General features: G+C 62.2%; 20 protein-coding genes. 17 read left to right on the top strand and 3 right to left on the bottom strand.

The genetic code is table 11. The features are described 5' to 3' along the window. The first annotated feature begins 112 nt into the window (after positions 1-112). From WDB91_RS06005 to WDB91_RS05960, 10 genes are all read left to right on the top strand, one after another. Complete coding sequence (locus WDB91_RS06005; protein ID WP_339114228.1) at positions 113-1,324, top strand: efflux RND transporter periplasmic adaptor subunit; 1,212 nt, start codon at positions 113-115, stop codon at positions 1,322-1,324. 10 nt (positions 1,325-1,334) lie between these two features. After that, positions 1,335-3,269 carry a MacB family efflux pump subunit gene (locus tag WDB91_RS06000; RefSeq protein WP_339114227.1) on the top strand — a complete coding sequence of 645 codons (1,935 nt, stop codon included), beginning with the start codon at positions 1,335-1,337 and terminating at the stop codon, positions 3,267-3,269. A gap of 85 nt (positions 3,270-3,354) precedes the next feature. Then, on the top strand, positions 3,355-5,220 hold the full coding sequence (locus WDB91_RS05995; protein ID WP_339114226.1) for a DNA polymerase III subunit gamma/tau: 1,866 nt from the start codon (positions 3,355-3,357) through the stop codon (positions 5,218-5,220). A gap of 15 nt (positions 5,221-5,235) precedes the next feature. After that, on the top strand, positions 5,236-5,589 hold the full coding sequence (locus tag WDB91_RS05990; RefSeq protein ID WP_339114225.1) for a YbaB/EbfC family nucleoid-associated protein: 354 nt from the start codon (positions 5,236-5,238) through the stop codon (positions 5,587-5,589). A gap of 4 nt (positions 5,590-5,593) precedes the next feature. Beyond that, positions 5,594-6,193 (top strand): recombination mediator RecR, encoded by a 600-nt coding sequence (gene recR, locus WDB91_RS05985; RefSeq protein ID WP_339114224.1) that lies wholly within the window; start codon positions 5,594-5,596, stop codon positions 6,191-6,193. Further along, positions 6,194-6,550 (top strand): TfoX/Sxy family protein, encoded by a 357-nt coding sequence (locus WDB91_RS05980; RefSeq protein WP_339114223.1) that lies wholly within the window; start codon positions 6,194-6,196, stop codon positions 6,548-6,550. A gap of 58 nt (positions 6,551-6,608) precedes the next feature. Next, entirely contained in the window at positions 6,609-7,274 is a 666-nt protein-coding gene (locus WDB91_RS05975) for a glutathione S-transferase family protein (protein ID WP_339114222.1), read from the top strand. Next, the gene (gene queG / locus WDB91_RS05970) at positions 7,255-8,322 is read left to right on the top strand and encodes a tRNA epoxyqueuosine(34) reductase QueG (RefSeq protein WP_339114221.1); all 1,068 of its coding nucleotides are present in this window, start codon (positions 7,255-7,257) and stop codon (positions 8,320-8,322) included. The genes WDB91_RS05975 and queG overlap by 20 nt, the downstream gene beginning before the upstream one ends. Positions 8,323-8,354: 32 nt before the next feature. Further along, positions 8,355-9,296 carry a DMT family transporter gene (locus tag WDB91_RS05965; protein WP_339114220.1) on the top strand — a complete coding sequence of 314 codons (942 nt, stop codon included), beginning with the start codon at positions 8,355-8,357 and terminating at the stop codon, positions 9,294-9,296. Between the two features lie 105 nt (positions 9,297-9,401). Next, on the top strand, positions 9,402-9,596 hold the full coding sequence (locus WDB91_RS05960; protein ID WP_339114219.1) for a hypothetical protein: 195 nt from the start codon (positions 9,402-9,404) through the stop codon (positions 9,594-9,596). Between the two features lie 76 nt (positions 9,597-9,672). On the opposite strand, the gene WDB91_RS05955 is transcribed toward WDB91_RS05960, so the two are convergent. Continuing rightward, the gene (locus WDB91_RS05955) at positions 9,673-10,542 is read right to left on the bottom strand and encodes a branched-chain amino acid aminotransferase (RefSeq protein WP_339114218.1); all 870 of its coding nucleotides are present in this window, start codon (positions 10,540-10,542) and stop codon (positions 9,673-9,675) included. A 150-nt stretch (positions 10,543-10,692) separates the two neighbouring features. On the opposite strand from WDB91_RS05955, the gene WDB91_RS05950 reads away from it, so the two are divergent. From WDB91_RS05950 to WDB91_RS05925, 6 genes are all read left to right on the top strand, one after another. Beyond that, entirely contained in the window at positions 10,693-11,193 is a 501-nt protein-coding gene (locus WDB91_RS05950; protein WP_339114217.1) for a MarR family transcriptional regulator, read from the top strand. Further along, complete coding sequence (locus WDB91_RS05945) at positions 11,193-11,906, top strand: response regulator (protein ID WP_339114216.1); 714 nt, start codon at positions 11,193-11,195, stop codon at positions 11,904-11,906. The genes WDB91_RS05950 and WDB91_RS05945 overlap by 1 nt, the downstream gene beginning before the upstream one ends. Before the next feature lie 248 nt (positions 11,907-12,154). Further along, positions 12,155-12,715 (top strand): ubiquinol-cytochrome c reductase iron-sulfur subunit, encoded by a 561-nt coding sequence (gene petA / locus WDB91_RS05940; protein ID WP_339114215.1) that lies wholly within the window; start codon positions 12,155-12,157, stop codon positions 12,713-12,715. An 11-nt stretch (positions 12,716-12,726) separates the two neighbouring features. After that, entirely contained in the window at positions 12,727-14,052 is a 1,326-nt protein-coding gene (gene petB, locus WDB91_RS05935) for a cytochrome b (RefSeq protein WP_339114214.1), read from the top strand. A gap of 1 nt (position 14,053) precedes the next feature. Then, complete coding sequence (locus WDB91_RS05930) at positions 14,054-14,863, top strand: cytochrome c1 (RefSeq protein ID WP_339114213.1); 810 nt, start codon at positions 14,054-14,056, stop codon at positions 14,861-14,863. 72 nt (positions 14,864-14,935) lie between these two features. After that, positions 14,936-15,682, top strand: coding sequence for an NYN domain-containing protein (locus WDB91_RS05925; protein WP_339114212.1), 747 nt, complete (start codon positions 14,936-14,938; stop codon positions 15,680-15,682). On the opposite strand, the gene WDB91_RS05920 is transcribed toward WDB91_RS05925, so the two are convergent. Beyond that, entirely contained in the window at positions 15,683-16,342 is a 660-nt protein-coding gene (locus tag WDB91_RS05920; protein WP_339114211.1) for a TetR/AcrR family transcriptional regulator, read from the bottom strand. It abuts the gene before it with no gap. 242 nt (positions 16,343-16,584) lie between these two features. Next, on the bottom strand, positions 16,585-17,688 hold the full coding sequence (gene aroC, locus WDB91_RS05915; protein WP_339114210.1) for a chorismate synthase: 1,104 nt from the start codon (positions 17,686-17,688) through the stop codon (positions 16,585-16,587). Positions 17,689-17,902: 214 nt separating this feature from the next. Between aroC and WDB91_RS05910 the strand changes: the two genes are divergently transcribed. Beyond that, entirely contained in the window at positions 17,903-19,234 is a 1,332-nt protein-coding gene (locus tag WDB91_RS05910; protein WP_339114209.1) for a dicarboxylate/amino acid:cation symporter, read from the top strand. The last annotated feature ends 4 nt before the right edge of the window (positions 19,235-19,238 follow it).

Raw genomic sequence — 19,238 nt, 5'->3', positions numbered from 1 at the left:
AGCCATATGGTCTTGGATCAGCTGATATTTGCGTGAATGCACGATTTCATCAGACAGATTTTGCCCCATACGGCGTTGAACGTGAAAGACGCATGGAGTGATGGACGGGCCTATGACGCAAAAATTGAAATCGACACGCGTGAAAGTCGCTTCAGTGCTGGCCGTTATCGTGATTGCGGCGGGCCTTCTGGCGTGGTTCCATTCACGCAGCAATGCCGCCGAGGAAGCCGCGCCCCAGACTGTGGCCGTCAGCCGCGGTGATGTGCGTAAGACCGTGCTGGCGACCGGCCTGATCGAGGCCGATGATCTGGTGTCGGTCGGCGCGCGGACCTCGGGCCAGATCGAGACACTGGCCGTATCAGTCGGCGACGAGGTCAAGGAAGGCGATCTGATCGCGCAGATCGACAGCCTCGAACAGCAGAATGCCGTCGCACAGGCCAAGGCCGATCTGGACCAGATCGACGCCGAGATCACCTCGAAACAGGCCGAGATCAAGGTCGCGCAACTGGATGTAACCCGCCAGTCCGGGCTGAATTCGCAAAAGCTCTCGGCCACGTCCGATCTGGAATCAGCTCAGGCCACGCTCGAGATGGCCAAGGCGGGGCTTGTCTCGCTTCAGGCACAGCGCGCCCGCGCCGTGATCGAGGTCTCCTCGGCCGAGCTGGATCTCGACCGCACCAAGATCACCGCACCCATCGACGGCACCGTTGTGGCCGTGGTCAATGGCGAGGGCACCACCGTGAACGCCTCGCAGGATGCGCCGACCATCGTCAAACTCGCCAAGCTCGACAAGATGCAGATCAAGGCCGAGATCTCCGAAGCGGATGTGATCAATGTCAAAGCGGGCCAGAAGGTCGAGTTCTCGCTTCTGGGCGATCCGGACCAGACCTATGAGGCGACGCTCGACAAGGTCGAGCCCGCGCCGTCTTCCATCGAGGATGATGACGAGATCGATACCGATAGCGCGATCTATTACGATGCGCTGTTCACCGTGGACAATCCCGATGGCCTGCTCAGGATCGGCATGTCGGCCAATGTGACGATCATCATCGATGAGGCCGATAACGCGCTGACGCTCCCCGTCTCGTCGCTGCCGCCCAAAGGGCCGGACGGGAAATACCGCGTGCAGGTGATGGGCGCTGACGGCAAACCGGCCATGCGCGAGATCACCGTGGGGCTCGAGGATCAGACCACCGCTGCCATCACCGACGGGCTGTCCGAAGGCGATAAGGTCGTGGCCATGCAAGCGCCTTCCGGCCCGCCCCCTTCGGCCAGCAGCGACCGTGGTGGTCGGGGTGGTCCACCGCCGATGATGGGCATGTAAGGGGCGTCTCATGGCATTGATCGAACTGAACAATATCCGCCGTAGCTTTGCTGCGGGCGATCAGGAAGTGACCGTCCTGCATGGCGTCGATCTGAAGATCGAAGCGGGTGAGATGGTCTCTATCATCGGGCAATCGGGCTCGGGCAAATCGACGCTGATGAACATTCTCGGCTGTCTCGACCGTCCGAATGAGGGCAGCTATCTCTTTGACGGTGCCGAGGTGGGCCGGATGGCTGACGAGGATCTGGCCGAGCTGCGCCGTGCGCATTTCGGCTTCATCTTCCAGCGCTACCAGCTGATGCCCGAACTCGATGCGGTGGAAAACGCCGAGATCCCCGCCGTTTACCGTGGCATGTCGCGGGGCGCGCGCCGCAAGCGTGCGCAGGACCTGCTGACGCGGCTAGGCTTGGGCGAGCGCCTTGGCAACCGGCCCGGTGCGCTTTCGGGCGGACAACAGCAGCGGGTGTCTGTGGCCCGCGCGCTGATGAATGGCGGCGAGGTGATTCTGGCAGATGAGCCCACCGGTGCGCTTGACAGCCAGTCCGGCAAAGAGCTGATGGCCCTCTTGCAGGAGCTTCATGCCGAGGGCCATACGGTCATCATCGTCACCCATGACCCCGAGATCGCCGCCCAGACCGAACGCGTGATCGAGATCCGCGACGGGCGCATCATCGACGACACCCGCAAGGTGCCGCATCAGACCGGCGCACGGATCACGCCCCCTTCCGAGGGCGCGGGGGGCTTCGGCGTCTGGCTGGACCGGTTGCGCGAGGCCGCTCGCATGGCGATGAAGTCCATCGCCGCCCATAAGCTGCGGTCCTTCCTGACCATGCTCGGGATCATCATCGGCATCACCTCCGTGGTGTCCGTGGTGGCGCTGGGGAATGGCTCGCAACAGAAGGTGCTGGAAAACATCGCCTCCATCGGCACCTCCACCATCTCGATCCGTCCGGGCACGGGCTTCGGCGACAGGCGCGCCAACCGGGTGGAAACGCTGGTGGGGTCGGACGCAACCGCGCTCGAAAGCCTCGATGTTGCGCAAAGCGTCTCGCCCGAAGTGTCCGAGACCGCCAATGTGATCCACGGCAATGTCACCGCCTCGGCCTCGGTCAACGGGGTGACGGCGGGTTATTTCGACCTGGGCGCCTATACGGTGACCAAGGGCGCAGTCTTTGACGAAAGCGACGTCACCAACCGCACCCAGGTCGCGGTGCTGGATGCGGATGCCGCCGAGACCTTCTTCGGCACCGACAACCCCATCGGCCAGCGCGTGCTGATCGGACGTATCCCCCTCGAGGTGATCGGGGTGGTCGAAAGTTCGGGCGCGAGTTTCGGGCCGCAATCGATCAAGATCTTCACCCCCTATACCACGATGATGGTGCGGGTGACCGGCGCCGATACGGTCGATTCGATCACCGTGCAGGTGAAGGATGGCGCCGATATGGATCAGGCCGAAACCGCAATCAACAACCTGCTGGAACAGCGCCACGGCACGGTCGATTTCTTCCTGCGCAATTCCGACACGATTCGTGAAACGATCCAGTCCACCTCGCAAACGCTAACCTATCTGATCTCGGCGATTGCCGTGATCTCGCTCATCGTGGGCGGCATCGGCGTGATGAACATCATGCTGGTCTCGGTGACCGAGCGCACGAAGGAGATCGGCATCCGCAAGGCTGTGGGGGCGCGACGGTCCGACATCACGGCGCAATTCCTGATCGAAGCGGTGATGGTCTGCATATTGGGCGGGGCGCTTGGGGTCGCTTTGGCCTTCGGCATCGGTGAGGTCATCACCATTGTCTCGCCCAGCACGCGGCTCGTCTATTCGGGAGTGACCATTGCGGCCGCCTTCACCTCGGCCACGCTGATCGGGATCGTGTTCGGCTACCTGCCCGCCCGCTCGGCCTCGCGGCTCGATCCGGTGGTGGCGCTTGCCCGCGAGTGAGCCGCGTCATTCCCAACAGGCGAGTGATCGCACCTTGCCCGCAGGCGGCCCAATCCCTAGATTGGCGCCAACCAAAGGAGAGGTCATGACAGACGCGATGGGAACCGACGCCCCCGAAAAAGGCGGCTATCAGGTTCTGGCCCGTAAATACCGCCCCGCCACCTTTGCCGATCTGATCGGTCAGGAGGCGATGGTGCGCACCCTCAAGAATGCCTTTGCGGCGGACCGGATCGCGCATGCCTTTGTCATGACGGGCATCCGCGGTGTGGGCAAAACCACCACCGCGCGGATCATCGCCAAGGGTCTCAACTGTATCGGCGCCGATGGCAAGGGTGGCCCCACCACCGAACCTTGCGGGGTATGCGAGCATTGCCGCGCCATCGCGGAAGGCCGCCATGTCGATGTGATGGAGATGGACGCGGCCTCGCGCACCGGGGTCGATGATATCCGCGAGATCATCGAGAGCGTGCATTACCGCGCGGCCTCGGCCCGCTACAAAGTCTATATCATCGACGAAGTGCACATGCTCTCGACCAACGCCTTCAACGCCTTGTTGAAGACGCTGGAAGAGCCGCCTGCCCATGTGAAATTCATCTTTGCCACCACCGAGATCCGCAAGGTTCCGGTGACGGTTCTGTCGCGCTGCCAGCGGTTCGACCTGCGCCGGATCGAGCCGGAGGTGATGATCGACTATCTCACCAAGGTGGCCGCCAAGGAAAATGCCCAGATCAACGCCGATGCGCTGGCGCTGATTGCCCGCGCCGCCGAAGGCTCGGCGCGCGATGCGATGTCGCTGATGGATCAGGCCATCTCGCATGGCGCGGGCGAGACCACCGCCGATCAGGTCCGTGCGATGCTGGGTCTGGCCGACCGTGGCCGCGTGCTTGATCTGTTCGACATGATCCTCAAGGGCGATGCCGCAGGCGCGTTGACCGAGATCGCGGGGCAATATGCCGATGGCGCCGATCCGATGGCGATCCTGCGCGATCTGGCCGAGATCACCCATTGGGTCTCGGTCATCAAGATCACGCCCGATGCTGCCGAAGACCCGACCATCCCCCCCGACGAGCGGGATCGTGGCATGGGCATGGCCGAGAAGATCCCGATGCGGGTGCTGACGCGGCTCTGGCAGATGCTCTTGAAGGCCATCGAGGAGGTCTCCTCGGCCCCCAACGCGATGATGGCCGCCGAGATGGCGGTGATCCGTGTGACCCATGTGGCCGACCTCCCCGACCCCGAGGCGCTATTGCGCCGTATTCAGGACGGGCCGGGGGTAAAGCCCCCCACGGGTGGTGGTGGCGCGGGCGGAGGTGCCCCTGCGGGTGGCGCTCCTTCTGGTGGCATGGGTGGCGCTGCGCCCTCGGGCGGGCCGGTGCATGGGCCGACCATGTCCGGCAATGGTCAGGTGATGGCGATCCATCCTTATGCCACCACGATGCGGGCACGCTTTGGTCAGCCCATCGTTGCGGCAGGCAATCTGGCGGTGGCGAGCCAGCCCTCTGCCGAGGAAGCGCTGGCACGGTTCGACACATTCGAGAAGGTCGTCGACCTGATCCGCCGGATGCGGGACATGACGCTGCTGATGGATGTGGAAAACGGGTTGCGCCTCGTGCGCTATCGCCCGGGCCTCATCGAATTCCAGCCCGCAGAACGCGCGCCGACATCGCTGGCCGCCCATCTGGCGCAACGCCTCCAGAACTGGACGGGACAACGCTGGGGCGTGTCGGTTGTCAACGAGGGTGGCGCCGAGACCATTGCCGAGATGCGCGATGCCGACCGGCGCATCGCCGAGAAAGCCGCGATGGACAACCCTCTGGTGCAGGCGATCTTTGCCACATTCGAGGGCGTGAAATTCGAGAAGATCACCTCTTCGGAGGAGATCGCGCAAGAGATGCAGGATACCGTCCTGCACGAAGTCGAAGATGAATGGGATCCCTTCGAGGATCACTGAGAAAGGAGAACCCCGATGTTCAAAGGTATGGGCGGCCTGGGCGGTCTTGGCGACATGGCCAAGATGATGAAACAGGCCAAGGAAATGCAGGAACGCGTGCAGGGCCTGCAGGAAGAGATGCAGAAGATCGAGGTCACCGGTGAAGCCGGCATGGGCCTCGTGAAGGTGCGCGCCGCCGTTTCGGGCGATCTTCTTGGCCTCGATATCGACCCTTCGATCCTCGTGGCCTCCGAGAAAGAGGTGGTCGAGGACCTGATCATGGCAGCGATCAAGGATGCGCAATCGCGTGCCAAGGTCCGCGCGCAGGAAGAGCAGAAAAAGATGCTGCAGGATATGGGTCTTCCGGCCGATATGAACCTGCCGATCTGACCTGATGGCCGGGCCCCGCGACGAAATCGAGGCGCTGATTGCGCTGATGTCCCGCCTGCCGGGGCTCGGGCCGCGATCCGCGCGGCGCGCCGTGCTGCACATGCTCACGCGGCGCGAGGGGCTGATGGCGCCTCTGTCGCGGGCAATGGGCGAGGTGGCGGCGCATGCCCGCGAATGCACCATCTGTGGCAATATCGGAACGGGCGAGATCTGCGAGATCTGCACCGATCCGCGCCGCGCCACCGGCGAGATCTGCGTCGTGGAAAGCGTGGCCGATCTCTGGGCCATGGAGCGCGGTCAGGCTTTCAAGGGGCGCTACCATGTGCTGGGCGGCACGCTCTCGGCGCTCGATAGCGTAGGCCCCGACGAGCTGGGCATCCCCAAACTTCTCGACCGGATCAGCGCGGAGAACGTGACCGAGGTGATCCTGGCGCTCAATGCCACGATCGAGGGCCAGACCACCGCCCATTATATCGCCGAGGCGCTGGAGGCGCGCGAGATCAATGTCAGCACGCTGGCGCAGGGCGTGCCGATTGGCGGCGAGCTGGATTATCTCGATGACGGCACCATCGGCGCGGCGCTGAAAGCCCGCCGCAAGTTCTAGATGCCCGTCTCTCCCGATATCGAGCTGTTCCTGCGCGAACAGCTCGAGGGCCGCGTCCATACGAAGCGGATGTTTGGCGGCTATGGCGTCTATACGGATGTCAAATGCGTGGCCTTCCTGATCAATGACGCGCTGTTCCTGCGCCCCCTGCCCGAAATCGGCGCCTATATCGAGGGCACGGGCCACGATCCCGTCAAGGACAGCCCTGTGAAAGGCGCGCAGGGCTATTACCGGATCGACCCCGATCTGTGGGAGGACGGGGACTGGCTGATGGGGCTGATCCGCACGGCCCATGAGGCGATCCCCGCCCCCAATCCGAAAAAACCGAAAAAACGCCGCGAATCAGGCAAGGATTGAACAGTCCCGCATTCCCGCGTATCACCGGATCTGCCCCCAACCGCCAGAAGAGGTGAAGATGAACCGGCTCTACCATATGACGCTGTCGCCCTATTGCCGTAAAGTGCGCCTGACGCTTGCGGAAAAGCGGATGGAAGTCGAGCTGGTCGAAGAGCGGTATTGGGAGAAATCCAACGATCTGATGCGCCGTAACCCTGCCGGAAAAGTGCCGATCCTGCGCTATGAGGGCATGCTGATGACCGAAAGCCAGGCCATCTGCGAGTTCCTCGACGAGATCGCCCCCGAGCCGCGCCTGCTTCCGCAAGATGCGATGGGCCGCTACGAGGTGCGCCGCCTGTGCAGCTGGTTCGATGACAAGTTCAACGCGGAGGTCTCCGGCCCCATCATGAACGAGCGCGTCTGGAAGAAGGTGCGCAAGGAGGGCTATCCCGACAGCCGCACGGTCAAGGGGGGCCTGGCCGCGATCAAATACCATATCGATTACATGGACTGGCTCCTCAACGAGCGCCGCTGGCTTGCGGGCGATATGATGTCTCTGGCCGATTTCACTGCCGCCGCGCATCTGAGCTGCCTCGATTACATCTCGGATGTGGACTGGAACCGCTCGCGCAATGTGAAGGACTGGTACGCCAAGATCAAATCGCGCCCCGCCTTCCGCTCGCTTCTGGCCGACCAGCTTCCGGGGATGCGGCCCAGCCCGCAGTATGCCGAGCTTGACTTCTGATCCCTATGCCCGGCTGAAGGAGCGCCTGAACGCACAGGCGCTGGCCGAAGGGTTCTCCAAGATGGGCATCACCCGCCCCGATGCGATCCCCGAGGCGATGGAGCGCCTGCGCGCCTTTGTCGAGGCGGGCTATCACGGCGATATGGGCTGGATGGAAGAGCGCATGAACTGGCGCGGCGCGCCCGATACGCTCTGGCCCGAGGCGCGATCGGTCATCATGCTGGCCGAGACCTATACGCCGGACCATGACCCGATGGAGGTGCTGAACCACCCCGAACAGGGCGGGATCTCGGTCTATGCGCAGGGCAAGGATTACCATGATCTGGTGAAAAAGCGGCTCAAACGCGTGGGCCGCTGGCTGATGGACGAGGCAGCAACGCTGGGCGATGATCCGCAGATCAAGGTGTTTGTCGATACCGCCCCCGTGATGGAAAAGCCCTTGGCACAGGCGGCAGGGCTCGGCTGGCAGGGCAAACATACCAACCTTCTGGGGCGCGATCTGGGATCGTGGTTCTTTCTGGGGGCGATCTTCACGACGATCCCCTTGACGCCCGATGCGCCCGATACCGGCCATTGCGGCTCGTGCCGCGCCTGTCTGGATGCCTGCCCCACCAATGCCTTCCCCGCACCCTACCGCCTCGATGCGCGCCGCTGCATCTCCTATCTGACGATCGAGCATAAGGGCCCCGTGCCCCATGATCTGCGCGCCATGATGGGCAATAGGATCTATGGTTGCGATGACTGTCTGGCCGCCTGTCCATGGAACAAGTTTGCCGCCGAGGCGCGCGAGATGCGCTATCACGGCCCCCACCGCGCGCCCGATCTGGCCGATCTGGCAGCCCTCGATGACACAGCCTTCCGCGAGCGGTTTTCCGGCTCGCCCATCAAGCGCATCGGGCGCAACCGGATGGTGCGCAATGTGCTTTACGCGATGGGCAATTCCGGCAGGCGCGACTTTATCGGGCAGGTGCAGGAGCTTACGCAGGATGCGGATGAAACTGTCAGCGATGCAGCGCATTGGGCCTTGGAACAGCTGAAGAAAGCGTGATAGCCAAGCTTAGTATTCCAAGGACCGCGCCCATGCCCGACAGTTCCGACGCCCAGCTTTCTCCCCTGACAGGTATCGTCCTGAAGACCGTCTCCGTGCTGGCGTTTATCGTGATGTCCTCGCTGATCAAGGCCACGGCCGATACGGTCCCTGCGGGCGAGACGGTGTTCTTCCGGTCCTTCTTCGCCATTCCGGTGATCGTGGTCTGGCTGGCCATGCGCGGTCAGCTGCGGGTGGGCTTTCAGGTCGCCAGTCCCTTGGGCCATTTCTGGCGCGGGATCGCGGGCACGGCAGCGATGGCACTGAACTTCGCGGCCCTCGGTCTCCTGCCCCTGCCCGAGCTGACCGCGATTACCTATGCCACACCCCTTCTGGTGGTCATCCTTGCCTCGATGTTTCTGGGCGAGGAGGTAAGGGTGTTCCGTCTGACCACCGTGGCCATCGGTCTGGCAGGTGTGCTGATTGTGCTCTACCCCAATCTGGGCGATCTGGGCGACACCTCGGATGCACAGGCCTTCGGGGCGATGATGGCGCTGACCGGCGCGCTTTGCGCGGCTCTGGCACAGGTCTTCATCCGCAAGATCGTGGCGACCGAGCGGACCTCGGCCATCGTCTTCTGGTTCACCATCACCTCGACCGTGCTGTCGCTGGTCACCATTCCCTTCGGCTGGGTCCTGCCAAGCCTGCGCGACACCAGCTTCCTGATCCTTGCGGGGCTTCTGGGTGGCGTGGGACAGATCCTGCTGACTTCGGCCTACCGTTTCGCGCCGGCCTCTATCGTCGCGCCCTTCGATTACGCCTCGATGATCTTCGCGCTTATCATCGGCTTCGTCTTCTTCTCCGAGATCCCCACCAGCATGACACTGATCGGGGCGGCTGTGATCATCTTTGCGGGCATCCTGATCATCTGGCGCGAGCGCCAGCTGGGCCTGCAGCGCGACCGCCAGCGCAAGGCCCAGACCCCACAGGGCTGAGCGTTCTTTGCGATCATGGTTTCCCGCCGATCAACCTTCGGGAAAATTAATTCCGATGCGGACCTTTTTCGTGCTATGGTCACGGCGGGGAAGGAGGACCCTGCTATGACCAAACATGTTCTGGACCATATCCCGACACGCACCGACAACAGCCGCTGCCGCCGGTTCCTGAAGCTCGATCTTGACGGGCAGATGGCGCGCAATACCCGCGCCCTTCTGCAGCGCCCGCGCAAATCCAACGCACAGCAACGGGTGATGCATTTCATGCGGATCGCCCATCACGGGCTCGGCACTGTGTGACGCAAAGACGGGTTGACGCAAAGATAAAAGGCGCATCGGGGAGGATGCGCCTTTTTTTCAATTGCGGGAGTGTCGATCAGCTGCGCACCAGCGTCTCATAGGCATCCGAGAGCGCCCGTGCGACCGGCCCCACCGTGAAGGTGGTCTCGCCGATCTGGGCCACGGGGGTCACCTCGGCGGCCGTGCCGGTCAGGAAGCACTCGTCGAACGAGGGCAGTTCCAGCGGGTTGATCCGGCGCTCATGCACGGTGATCCCCTTCTCGCGCGCCAAGACGATGATGGTCTGGCGGGTCAGCCCGTTCAGGAAGCAATCCGCCAGCGGCGTGTGGATCTCGCCATCCTTGACGAAGAAGATATTGGCGCCGGTGGCCTCAGCCACATTGCCGCGCCAGTCAAGGAACAGCGCATCCGAGCACCCCTTGGCTTCGGCGGCATGTTTGGACATGGTGCAGATCATATAAAGACCCGAGGCCTTGGCCTGCACCGGAATGGTGCGCGGGTCGGGACGCGCCCATTTCGCGATATCGAGCTTGGCGCCCTCCCATTTGGCATCGCCGTAATAGCTGCCCCATTCCCATGCGATCACCGCCACCTGCACCGGATTGCGCGCAGCCGATACGCCCATATCCAGCCCCGCGCCGCGGAAGGCCACCGCCCGCACATAGGCATCCGACCAGCCATTGGCCTCGAGCACCGCATATTTCGCGGCATCGAGCTCTTCCGGCGTATAGGGGATCTCCATATCGATCAGGCGGCCCGACTCGATCAGACGCTCCGAATGCGCGCGGCATTTGAAGATCTTGCCATTATAGCAGCGCTCGCCCTCGAAGACGGAGGAGGCGTAATGCATGGCATGGCTCAGGATATGGACCTTGGCATCGCGCCAGTCGACCAGCTGGCCATCCATCCAGATCTTTCCATCGCGATCATCATAAGCACCGGCCATTTCAACCTCCTGTCCTAGCTTACTTTTCATTAGTTGCGATATTGTGATCCATAAAATCACAAAATTACGCAAAACATGCCGATCCGCTACCAATCCATCCTTGGAAAGTCAACATCGTTGACGTAAACTCGGTAAAAAATGAGGTGAGACATGGCGGAAATCGGATCACAGGGCGGCGAGACCCTTCTGTTTCTGACCGACGAGCAATTGCGCAAAGGGATCGAGGCGATGTTTTTCGCCTATCGGGCCTTCACATCCGACCCCGACCGGATTCTCGACAAGCATGGCTATGGTCGTGCCCATCACCGCGCGCTGCATTTCATCAACCGTCAGCCAGGGCTCACGGTGACGGCGCTGCTGTCGGTTTTGGGGGTGACGAAACAGTCGCTCAACCGCGTTCTGCGCACCCTGATCGAGGATGGGCTGGTCGACAACCGCGTGGGCCGCAAGGACAAGCGCGAGCGCCATCTGTATCTGACCAATACCGGCCTTGCGCTGGAGCGCGAGATCTCGGATGCGCAGCGTGCGCGGATGCGTGCGGCCTACCGTCAGGCGGGGCCGCAGGCAGTGGCGGGCTTCCGTCAGGTGCTGGAGGCGATGATGGACCGCGAGCTGCAAGAGCAATACCAGACGATGAAAGACAACAGCTGATGGCCTATGATCCCGCAGCGCCCCATCTGCTGATCGTCGATGATGATGAGCGTATCCGCTCGCTCTTGCGCAAATTCCTGATGCGTAACGGTTTTATCGTTACTACCGCCCGCGATGCCGCCCATGCGCGCCGCCTGCTGGAAGGGCTCGAATTCAACCTGATCGTGCTCGATGTCATGATGCCCGGCGAGGACGGGATCAGCCTGACCATGGACCTGCACAAGACGCTGCGCACCCCGATCCTGCTGCTGACCGCGCGTGGCGAGACCCGCGACCGGATCGAGGGGCTCGAGGCGGGGGCCGATGACTATCTGGCCAAGCCGTTCGAGCCGCGCGAGCTGCTGCTCAGAATCAATGCGATCCTGCGCCGTGTGCCCGCCGAGACCGTCTCGGGGCCGAAATTCCTGCATCTGGGCGATCTGCGCTATGATCAGGACCGGGGGGAGTTGTGGGATGGCGAGGAGATCGTCCGTCTGACCGCGACCGAGATGGCCCTGATGAAGATCTTTGCCGCCCGTCCGGGCGATGTAGTCTCGCGCACCGATCTGATCGAGGAACTGGCCCGCGACCGGCCCGCCTCCGACGAGGCAGCGGGCGACCGCGCCATCGATGTCCAGATCACCCGCCTGCGCCGCAAGCTGGAGCGCGACCCCAAGGAGCCGCGCTATCTGCAGACGGTGCGGGGTCTGGGCTATATGCTCAGCCCCGATTGAGACCTCTTCACATTGTCTTGACCTAAATCAAGGCAGGGCAAAGCCTTGCCTGTGTATCGGATGCTAGAGGCGGAACTTTATGTTCCCGTAAAAGGGCATCGGTCTGTCAGGCCGCTGGCCTGCATCCCGCCCGAAGGCAGAGGCCCGAGGCCGCGTCTCCCGCGCGGCAGAAGTCTTTGGCCTTTCGGTCGGACGGCAGGGCGGGCAAAAGACAGGCACGGCACAGTCTAGGCAAGGGAGAGGAACGCGTGTCCCACTCAGACGATCACAAAGGCACCCGTAGGGACTTCCTTTATTTTGCAACCGCAAGCACCGGCGCCGTCGCCGCAGGGGCGGCCGCTTGGCCTCTGATCAACCAGATGAACCCTTCGGCCGATGTTCAGGCGCTCTCGTCGATCTTCGTCGATATCTCGGGCGTCGAGCAGGGCACGCAGATTACCGTGAAATGGCGGGGCAAGCCCGTCTTCATCCGCCGCCGCACCGCCGCCGAGATCGAGGCGGGCCGCGCCGTGCCCATGAGCGATCTGATCGACACCTCCGCCGAGAACGCCAACAAGCCCGGTGCCGATGCCGACGACCAGAACCGCACTCTGGACGAGGCAGGCGAGTGGCTGGTGATGATGGGTGTATGCACCCACTTGGGCTGCGTGCCGATCGGCAATGCCTCGGGCGATTTCGGCGGCTGGTACTGCCCCTGCCACGGCTCGCATTACGACACCGCAGGCCGCATCCGCAAAGGCCCTGCCCCGCGCAATCTCGACATTCCGGTGGCGAAATTCACCGATGATACCACCATTCAACTGGGCTGAGGGAGGAACCTATGTCCGGCATTCCCCATGATCGCTACACCCCCAAGACGGGGTTCGGCAAATGGATGCATTCGCGCCTTCCGGTGATCGGCCTCGTCTATGACACCATCATGATCCCCACCCCGAAAAACCTGAACTGGTGGTGGATCTGGGGCATCGTTCTGGCCTTCTGTCTGGTCTTGCAGATCGTGACCGGCATCGTGCTGGCCATGCATTATACGCCCCATGTCAGCCTCGCTTTCGCCTCTGTCGAGCACATCATGCGCGATGTGAATGGCGGCTATTTCATCCGCTACCTGCATGCCAATGGCGCCTCGCTCTTCTTCTTTGCGGTCTATCTCCATATCTTCCGCGGCCTTTATTACGGGTCGTATAAAGCACCCCGCGAGGTGACTTGGATCATCGGCATGATCATCTATCTGTGCATGATGGGCACGGCCTTCATGGGCTATGTGCTGCCTTGGGGGCAGATGTCCTTCTGGGGTGCCACGGTGATCACTGGCCTGTTTGGCGCGATCCCCGGCATCGGGCCGTCCATTCAGGAATGGCTTCTGGGCGGACCTGCGGTCGATAACGCCACGCTCAATCGCTTCTTCTCGCTGCATTACCTTCTGCCCTTCGTGATTGCGGCGCTGGTCGCGCTGCATATCTGGGCCTTCCATACCACGGGCAATAACAACCCCACCGGTGTCGAGGTCCGCCGGACCTCCAAGGAAGAGGCGCAGAAAGACACCCTGCCCTTCTGGCCCTATTTCGTGATGAAGGACCTCTTCGCGCTGGCGCTGGTGCTGCTGATCTTCTTCGCCGTCGTGGCCTTCATGCCCAACTATCTGGGCCATCCCGACAACTATATCGAGGCGAACCCGCTGGCCACGCCCGCCCATATCGTGCCCGAATGGTATTTCCTGCCCTTCTACGCGATCCTGCGCGCCTTTACGGCAGATGTCTGGGTGGTGATCCTCGTCAACAAGATCACCTTCGGCTTCATCGATGCCAAATTCTTCGGTGTGATCGCGATGTTCGGCTCGATCATCGTAATGGTGCTGGCACCGTGGCTTGATACCTCGAAGACCCGCTCGGGCATGTTCCGTCCGGCCTTCAAGTTCTGGTTCTGGCTCTTGGCGATCGACTTTGTGGTGCTCACCTGGGTTGGCGCGATGCCTACCAGCGGCATCTACCCCTATATCTCGCTCATCGGTGCCACCTACTGGTTTGCCTATTTCCTCGTGATCCTGCCGGTGCTGGGCCGTATCGAAAAAACGAAGCCCCTGCCCGCCACCATCGAGGATGATTTCAACGCCCATTACGGCCCCGACGCCGCGGAAAGGGGCCTGTAATATGAAAACCCTTCTGATCTCTGCCATTGCCGCTCTCGGGCTGGGCTTTGCGGCCCATGCCAATGAAGGCGGCCATGTCACCGATATCCCCTTCAGCTTCGAGGGCCCTTTCGGCACCTATGACCAGCAACAGCTACGCCGCGGCTTTCAGGTCTATCGCGAGGTCTGCTCGGCCTGTCACGGGCTGAAATATGTGGCGCTGCGGACGCTGTCGGATAAGGACGGGCTGGGCATGGACCCCGATTGGGTCCGCGCTTATGCAGCCGAGATGACGGTCACCGATGCCGAAACGGGCGAAGACCGCCCGGGCAAGGAGACCGACCACTTCCCAGCCAATACATCTGCCGGTGCACCCGATCTGTCGCTGATGGCCAAATCGCGCGCAGGCTTCCACGGGCCTTACGGCACGGGGATCGCGCAGCTGGTGCAAGGTATGGGCGGGCCGGAATATATCTACTCGCTCCTGACAGGCTATACCGGCGAGGAAAGCGAAACCGCGGGCAATGTCCTCTACGAGAACCATATCTTCCCGACCGGTGCGCTACAGATGCCGCCGCCGCTGATGGCGGATATGATCGACTACGAGGATGGCACGCCTGCGACCGTGGACCAGATGGCCCGCGATGTGTCGGCCTTCCTGATGTGGGCGGCAGAACCCAAGCTGGTGGACCGCAAGCGATGGGGTTTTGTGGCGGTGCTGATCCTCTCGCTTCTGACGATCCTGCTCTATCTTGCCAATAAACGGCTCTGGGCGCCTTACAAGGACCGTTTCCGCGAGGATGATTACCGCGAGCATATACCGGAAGAATAAAGATGCGCGTCCCTCGGGGCGCGCATTTTCCTTTTGGCACGGATGCGATAGGGTAGGTCAAAAGAGGATGCCATGCCCGAGAACCAACGAACCGCCCGCCTGTGTGTCCTGATCGACGCCGATAACATGCCCGCCACCCATGCCGAGGCGATCTTCGAGGAGATCTCGGGGCTGGGTGAGGCCAGCGTCCGCCGTATCTATGGCGACTGGTCCGCCCAGCGTCTGGGCGGCTGGGCCAAGAAGGCCAATACGCTGGGCCTCGTGGCCGACCAGCAATTCGCCAATACCAAGGGCAAGAACGCCTCCGATATCGCGCTGGTGATCGCGGCGATGGATTTCCTGCATTCGGGACGGTTCGATGGCTTTGTGCTGGTCTCGTCCGATAGCGATTTCACCCGCCTTGCACAGCGGATCCGCGAACAGGGGCTCGATGTGTTCGGCATCGGCGAGAAAAAGACGCCCGAAGCCTTCCGCAATGCCTGCAAACGCTTCATCTATGTGGAGAATCTGGGCGAGACCACGCCCGAGCCGGAACAACCCGCAGACCCGCAGGCCGAGGCCGCGCCGCGCCCTGCCCGTCCCGAGAAACCGGGTGCCAAGGAGGCCATTCCGCTGGTGGCTGCCGCCATGAAACGGATCGGGCTGGAAGAGGAGTGGTATTCGCTAGGCCAGATCGGCCAGTTCATCATGCAGGCCAATCCCGATTTCGATACCCGCACCTATGGCGCGGCAAAGCTGTCGGATCTCCTGCGCCAGACGGGGCGCTTCGAGGTGAAAAAGGGCGAGGGCAACAGCCTGCAGGTGCGCGATCGCGCCTGATTACGTCTCGCGGCACCGGCAAGCGGTGCCGTAGCGGGCGAGAAACATCTCGACCGCCTCTTTGATCGTGCGCTGCCGGCCTGCTTCCGAGATCGCCTCGGGGCAGCCGAATACGATCTTGGCATGGAGATTGGCTTTGCACAGTTCCAGAAACTGCTCTGCTGCAAAGTCGAAATCCTCTATCGCCAGCTCGCCCCGCTCGACCCCGCGGCGCATCAGCCCCGCCAGCTTTTCGCACACGACGACATGACCGGTTTCATAAAACCGCCGCCCGACCTCGGGGAAACGGTCCGCCTCGGCAACGCAGACGCGGAAGATATCGCGGCCGAAATCGGAAAACATATAGGCGGTCAACTCCTCCGCTGCACTGGTCAGGACATCGCGGATCGGCGCATCCATCGCCTCTACAGGAGACATGGAGGCTTGTGCCTGCATCGCGCATTCCTGCTGGGCAAACACAAGAAAGAGCAGCCGTTTGTCCGACACGTAACTATAAAGCGTCGCCTTGGAGACGCCCGCCTCGCGCGCGATGTCATCGACCGAAGCCCCCTCGAACCCGTCGCGCAGGAACACCTTGCGCGCGCCTTCCAGCACCTGATCGAACTTGCGTCCGCGGCGGATACATGCGTCCTTAGCTGGCGCTTTACAGGAATTCGACATGGGACACCCTTTTTCCGTCAATATAGACAGAACGGTTTAGAGGGGAAAGGGGATCCATGTGCAAGGTTACTTTCCGTGCACATCCGCAAGACAGACACGAATCGCATGCAGATTCGCCCTGCTTGCGGATAACCGCCTTCTTCTGTGGCACATCCGGTCAGTCGGCCACCCGAAACAGCATGCTCTGCAGCACCTAAAGCCTCGGTTCGCGCGAACCGAGGCGCCCGCATCCCGGGCAAATGCTAGCGGCCGATCCGACCGCGCAGGCCACCGGTCTGACCGCGATCCATCAGCAGATGGTCGAGAATGACGCACGCGGCCATCGCCTCGGCCACCGGCACCGCGCGGATGCCCACGCAGGGGTCATGGCGGCCTTTGGTCACCACTTCCACGGCCTCGCCATCAAGGTTGATAGACTGGCGCGGTGTCAGGATCGACGAGGTCGGCTTGACCGAGAAGCGCACGATAACCGGCTGTCCGGTGGTGATCCCGCCAAGGATGCCGCCCGCATGGTTGGTCAGATATTCCGGCCCGTTCTCGCCCATCACGATCTCGTCGGCATTCTCGATACCGGTCAGATTGGCCGCGTCCATGCCCTCGCCGATCTCGACGCCCTTCACGGCGTTGATCGACATCATCGCCGCTGCCAGATCGGTATCCATCTTGGCATAGATCGGCGCGCCGAGCCCTGCAGGCACGCCCGTGGCCGTAACCTCGATCTTGGCACCGACCGAGGAATGCTGCTTGCGGATCGCCTGCAGGTAATCCGCCCATTCATCGACCACATCCGCATCGGGGATGAAGAAGGGATTCTTCAGGATCTGGCTCTCGTCGAAACGGGCGCGGTTGATGTGCTTCACCCCCATCTGCACCATGTATCCCGTGATCTTCAGCTCGGGCACCAGCTGGCGCAGCACGGCCTGCGCCACACCGCCTGCCGCGACCCGTGCCGCCGTCTCGCGCGCCGAAGAACGTCCGCCGCCGCGGTAATCACGGATGCCGTATTTCTGGAAATAGGCCAGATCGGCGTGACCGGGACGGAACTGGCGCGCGATCTCGCCATAGTCTTTGGAGCGCTGGTCGGTATTCTCGATCATCAGCTGGATCGGTGTGCCGGTGGTTTTCCCCTCGAAAACGCCCGAAAGGATGCGCACGGCATCGGCTTCCTTGCGCTGGGTGGTCTCTTTCGACTGCCCCGGACGGCGACGGTCGAGAAAGACCTGAATGAACTCTTCCGAAATCTCGATGCCCGGGGGGCAGCCATCGACGGTGGCCCCGAGCGCGGGACCGTGGCTCTCGCCCCAAGTGGTGACGCGGAACAGATGTCCGAAAGTATTATACGACATGGGGCAGCTCCCTGATTACGCGCCAGATCCGGTTTGGGGGCATCAAAGCCCGATTCCAGCCTGCATAAAAGGCTGGCACCGATGTAGCAACTGCTTCCCCTCTAGACAATCTGTGCGTTACCCCGCATGATAGGCAGGCTCACGGGTCACTCGGCGCTCGCGGAACGGGAGCCGCGCGCCACACTGGACCCATCACAACAGGGAGATCAGGCGCATGGCCAGCAAACGCATGTCGCTGACGACACAGATTATGACCGCTATGGGAGCGGGCATCGTATTGGGTGTGATTTTCAACCAGATCGGCTCGGATTTTATCTCGACCTATATTACCGGCGGCCTTCTGGCGATGATCGGCAAGATGTTCGTCAATGCGCTGAAGATGCTTGTCGTGCCTCTGGTGTTCTTCTCGCTGATCTGCGGGGTCACGGGGATCGGCGATATCCGCGTGCTGGGCCGCGTGGGGGGCAAGAGTTTCGGGCTCTATATCATGACCACCGCCATCGCGATCGCCATCGCGATCCTCATCGCCAAACTCGTGGGACCGGGCACCGGGTTCACCATGGAGGGCGTGGACACGTCGGGCGTCACCGCCAAGGAAGCCCCCTCGGTCTGGGATGTATTCGCAGGGATCGTGCCGACCAATCCGGTGCAGGCCTTCGCCAGCGGCGAGATGCTGCAGATCATCTTCTATACGATCATCCTTGGCGTGGCCGTCCTCATGCTGGGCGAGAAATCCAAGGCCTTCGTCGCGGGTTGTGAATATATGAACGAGGTGATGATGAAGATCGTCTCCATCGTCATGGCCTTCGCCCCCATCGGCGTCTTCTGCCTGATCACCAAAACCTTCGCCGAACAGGGGATCGACCTGTTCCTGCCGGTGCTGACCTATGTGTTGACCCTGACGGGGGCGCTGTTCCTGCATCTGTTTGTCACGCTGATGATCATCCTCAAGGTCTTCTCGGGGCTTAATCCCATCACCTTCATGAAGAAGATCCGCCCCGCGCAGATCTTCGCCTTCTCGACCGCCTCCTCCAATGCCACCATCCCCGTGACGCTGCGCTGCGTGACGGAACGCATGGGCGCCAAGAACTCGGTCGCCTCCTTCTGCATCCCCTTCGGCGCCACCATCAACATGGACGGCACCGCAATCATGCAGGGGGTGGCCACGGTGTTCCTTGCCAATGTCTATGGTATCGATCTGGGGCTCGGCGGCTATCTGACGGTGATCGCCATGGCCGTTCTGGCCTCCATCGGCACCGCCGGTGTGCCGGGTGTGGGTCTGGTGATGCTGACCATGGTGCTGGGTCAGGTCGGCCTGCCGATCGAGGGCATCGCGCTGATCTTGGGCGTCGACCGCCTGATGGATATGATCCGCACTGCGGTGAACATCACAGGTGATGCTGTGGTCACCACAATCGTGGCCAAGACCGAGGGGCAGCTGGATATGGCGACATACGAGAACCCGCTTGCCGGCACCGCCGATGACGATCTGGGCATCGACCCCGCCGCCGAGGCAGAGCTGGCCGAATACGCCCGCCCGCACTGACACC

Source organism: Thioclava sp. GXIMD2076, from assembly GCF_037949795.1.
GTDB classification, from domain to species: Bacteria; Pseudomonadota; Alphaproteobacteria; order Rhodobacterales; family Rhodobacteraceae; genus Thioclava; species Thioclava kandeliae.
Note: the sequence above shows the minus strand (reverse complement) of the source record. Positions and strands in the feature narration are given on the sequence as shown.

Excerpts from the sequence above, each read along its gene's own strand:
- WDB91_RS05965 (WP_339114220.1), top strand. The coding sequence starts at position 8,355 with ATGCCCGACAGTTCCGACGCCCAGCTTTCTCCCCTGACAGGTATCGTC.
- WDB91_RS06000 (WP_339114227.1), top strand. The coding sequence starts at position 1,335 with ATGGCATTGATCGAACTGAACAATATCCGCCGTAGCTTTGCTGCGGGC.
- queG (WP_339114221.1), top strand. The coding sequence starts at position 7,255 with ATGCCGAGCTTGACTTCTGATCCCTATGCCCGGCTGAAGGAGCGCCTG.
- WDB91_RS05910 (WP_339114209.1), top strand. The coding sequence starts at position 17,903 with ATGGCCAGCAAACGCATGTCGCTGACGACACAGATTATGACCGCTATG.
- WDB91_RS06005 (WP_339114228.1), top strand. The coding sequence starts at position 113 with ATGACGCAAAAATTGAAATCGACACGCGTGAAAGTCGCTTCAGTGCTG.
- WDB91_RS05925 (WP_339114212.1), top strand. The coding sequence starts at position 14,936 with ATGCCCGAGAACCAACGAACCGCCCGCCTGTGTGTCCTGATCGACGCC.
- WDB91_RS05920 (WP_339114211.1), bottom strand. The coding sequence starts at position 16,342 with ATGTCGAATTCCTGTAAAGCGCCAGCTAAGGACGCATGTATCCGCCGC.
- WDB91_RS05990 (WP_339114225.1), top strand. The coding sequence starts at position 5,236 with ATGTTCAAAGGTATGGGCGGCCTGGGCGGTCTTGGCGACATGGCCAAG.
- aroC (WP_339114210.1), bottom strand. The coding sequence starts at position 17,688 with ATGTCGTATAATACTTTCGGACATCTGTTCCGCGTCACCACTTGGGGC.
- WDB91_RS05930 (WP_339114213.1), top strand. The coding sequence starts at position 14,054 with ATGAAAACCCTTCTGATCTCTGCCATTGCCGCTCTCGGGCTGGGCTTT.
- WDB91_RS05945 (WP_339114216.1), top strand. The coding sequence starts at position 11,193 with ATGGCCTATGATCCCGCAGCGCCCCATCTGCTGATCGTCGATGATGAT.
- WDB91_RS05995 (WP_339114226.1), top strand. The coding sequence starts at position 3,355 with ATGACAGACGCGATGGGAACCGACGCCCCCGAAAAAGGCGGCTATCAG.
- WDB91_RS05950 (WP_339114217.1), top strand. The coding sequence starts at position 10,693 with ATGGCGGAAATCGGATCACAGGGCGGCGAGACCCTTCTGTTTCTGACC.
- recR (WP_339114224.1), top strand. The coding sequence starts at position 5,594 with ATGGCCGGGCCCCGCGACGAAATCGAGGCGCTGATTGCGCTGATGTCC.
- WDB91_RS05960 (WP_339114219.1), top strand. The coding sequence starts at position 9,402 with ATGACCAAACATGTTCTGGACCATATCCCGACACGCACCGACAACAGC.
- WDB91_RS05955 (WP_339114218.1), bottom strand. The coding sequence starts at position 10,542 with ATGGCCGGTGCTTATGATGATCGCGATGGAAAGATCTGGATGGATGGC.
- petB (WP_339114214.1), top strand. The coding sequence starts at position 12,727 with ATGTCCGGCATTCCCCATGATCGCTACACCCCCAAGACGGGGTTCGGC.
- WDB91_RS05980 (WP_339114223.1), top strand. The coding sequence starts at position 6,194 with ATGCCCGTCTCTCCCGATATCGAGCTGTTCCTGCGCGAACAGCTCGAG.
- WDB91_RS05975 (WP_339114222.1), top strand. The coding sequence starts at position 6,609 with ATGAACCGGCTCTACCATATGACGCTGTCGCCCTATTGCCGTAAAGTG.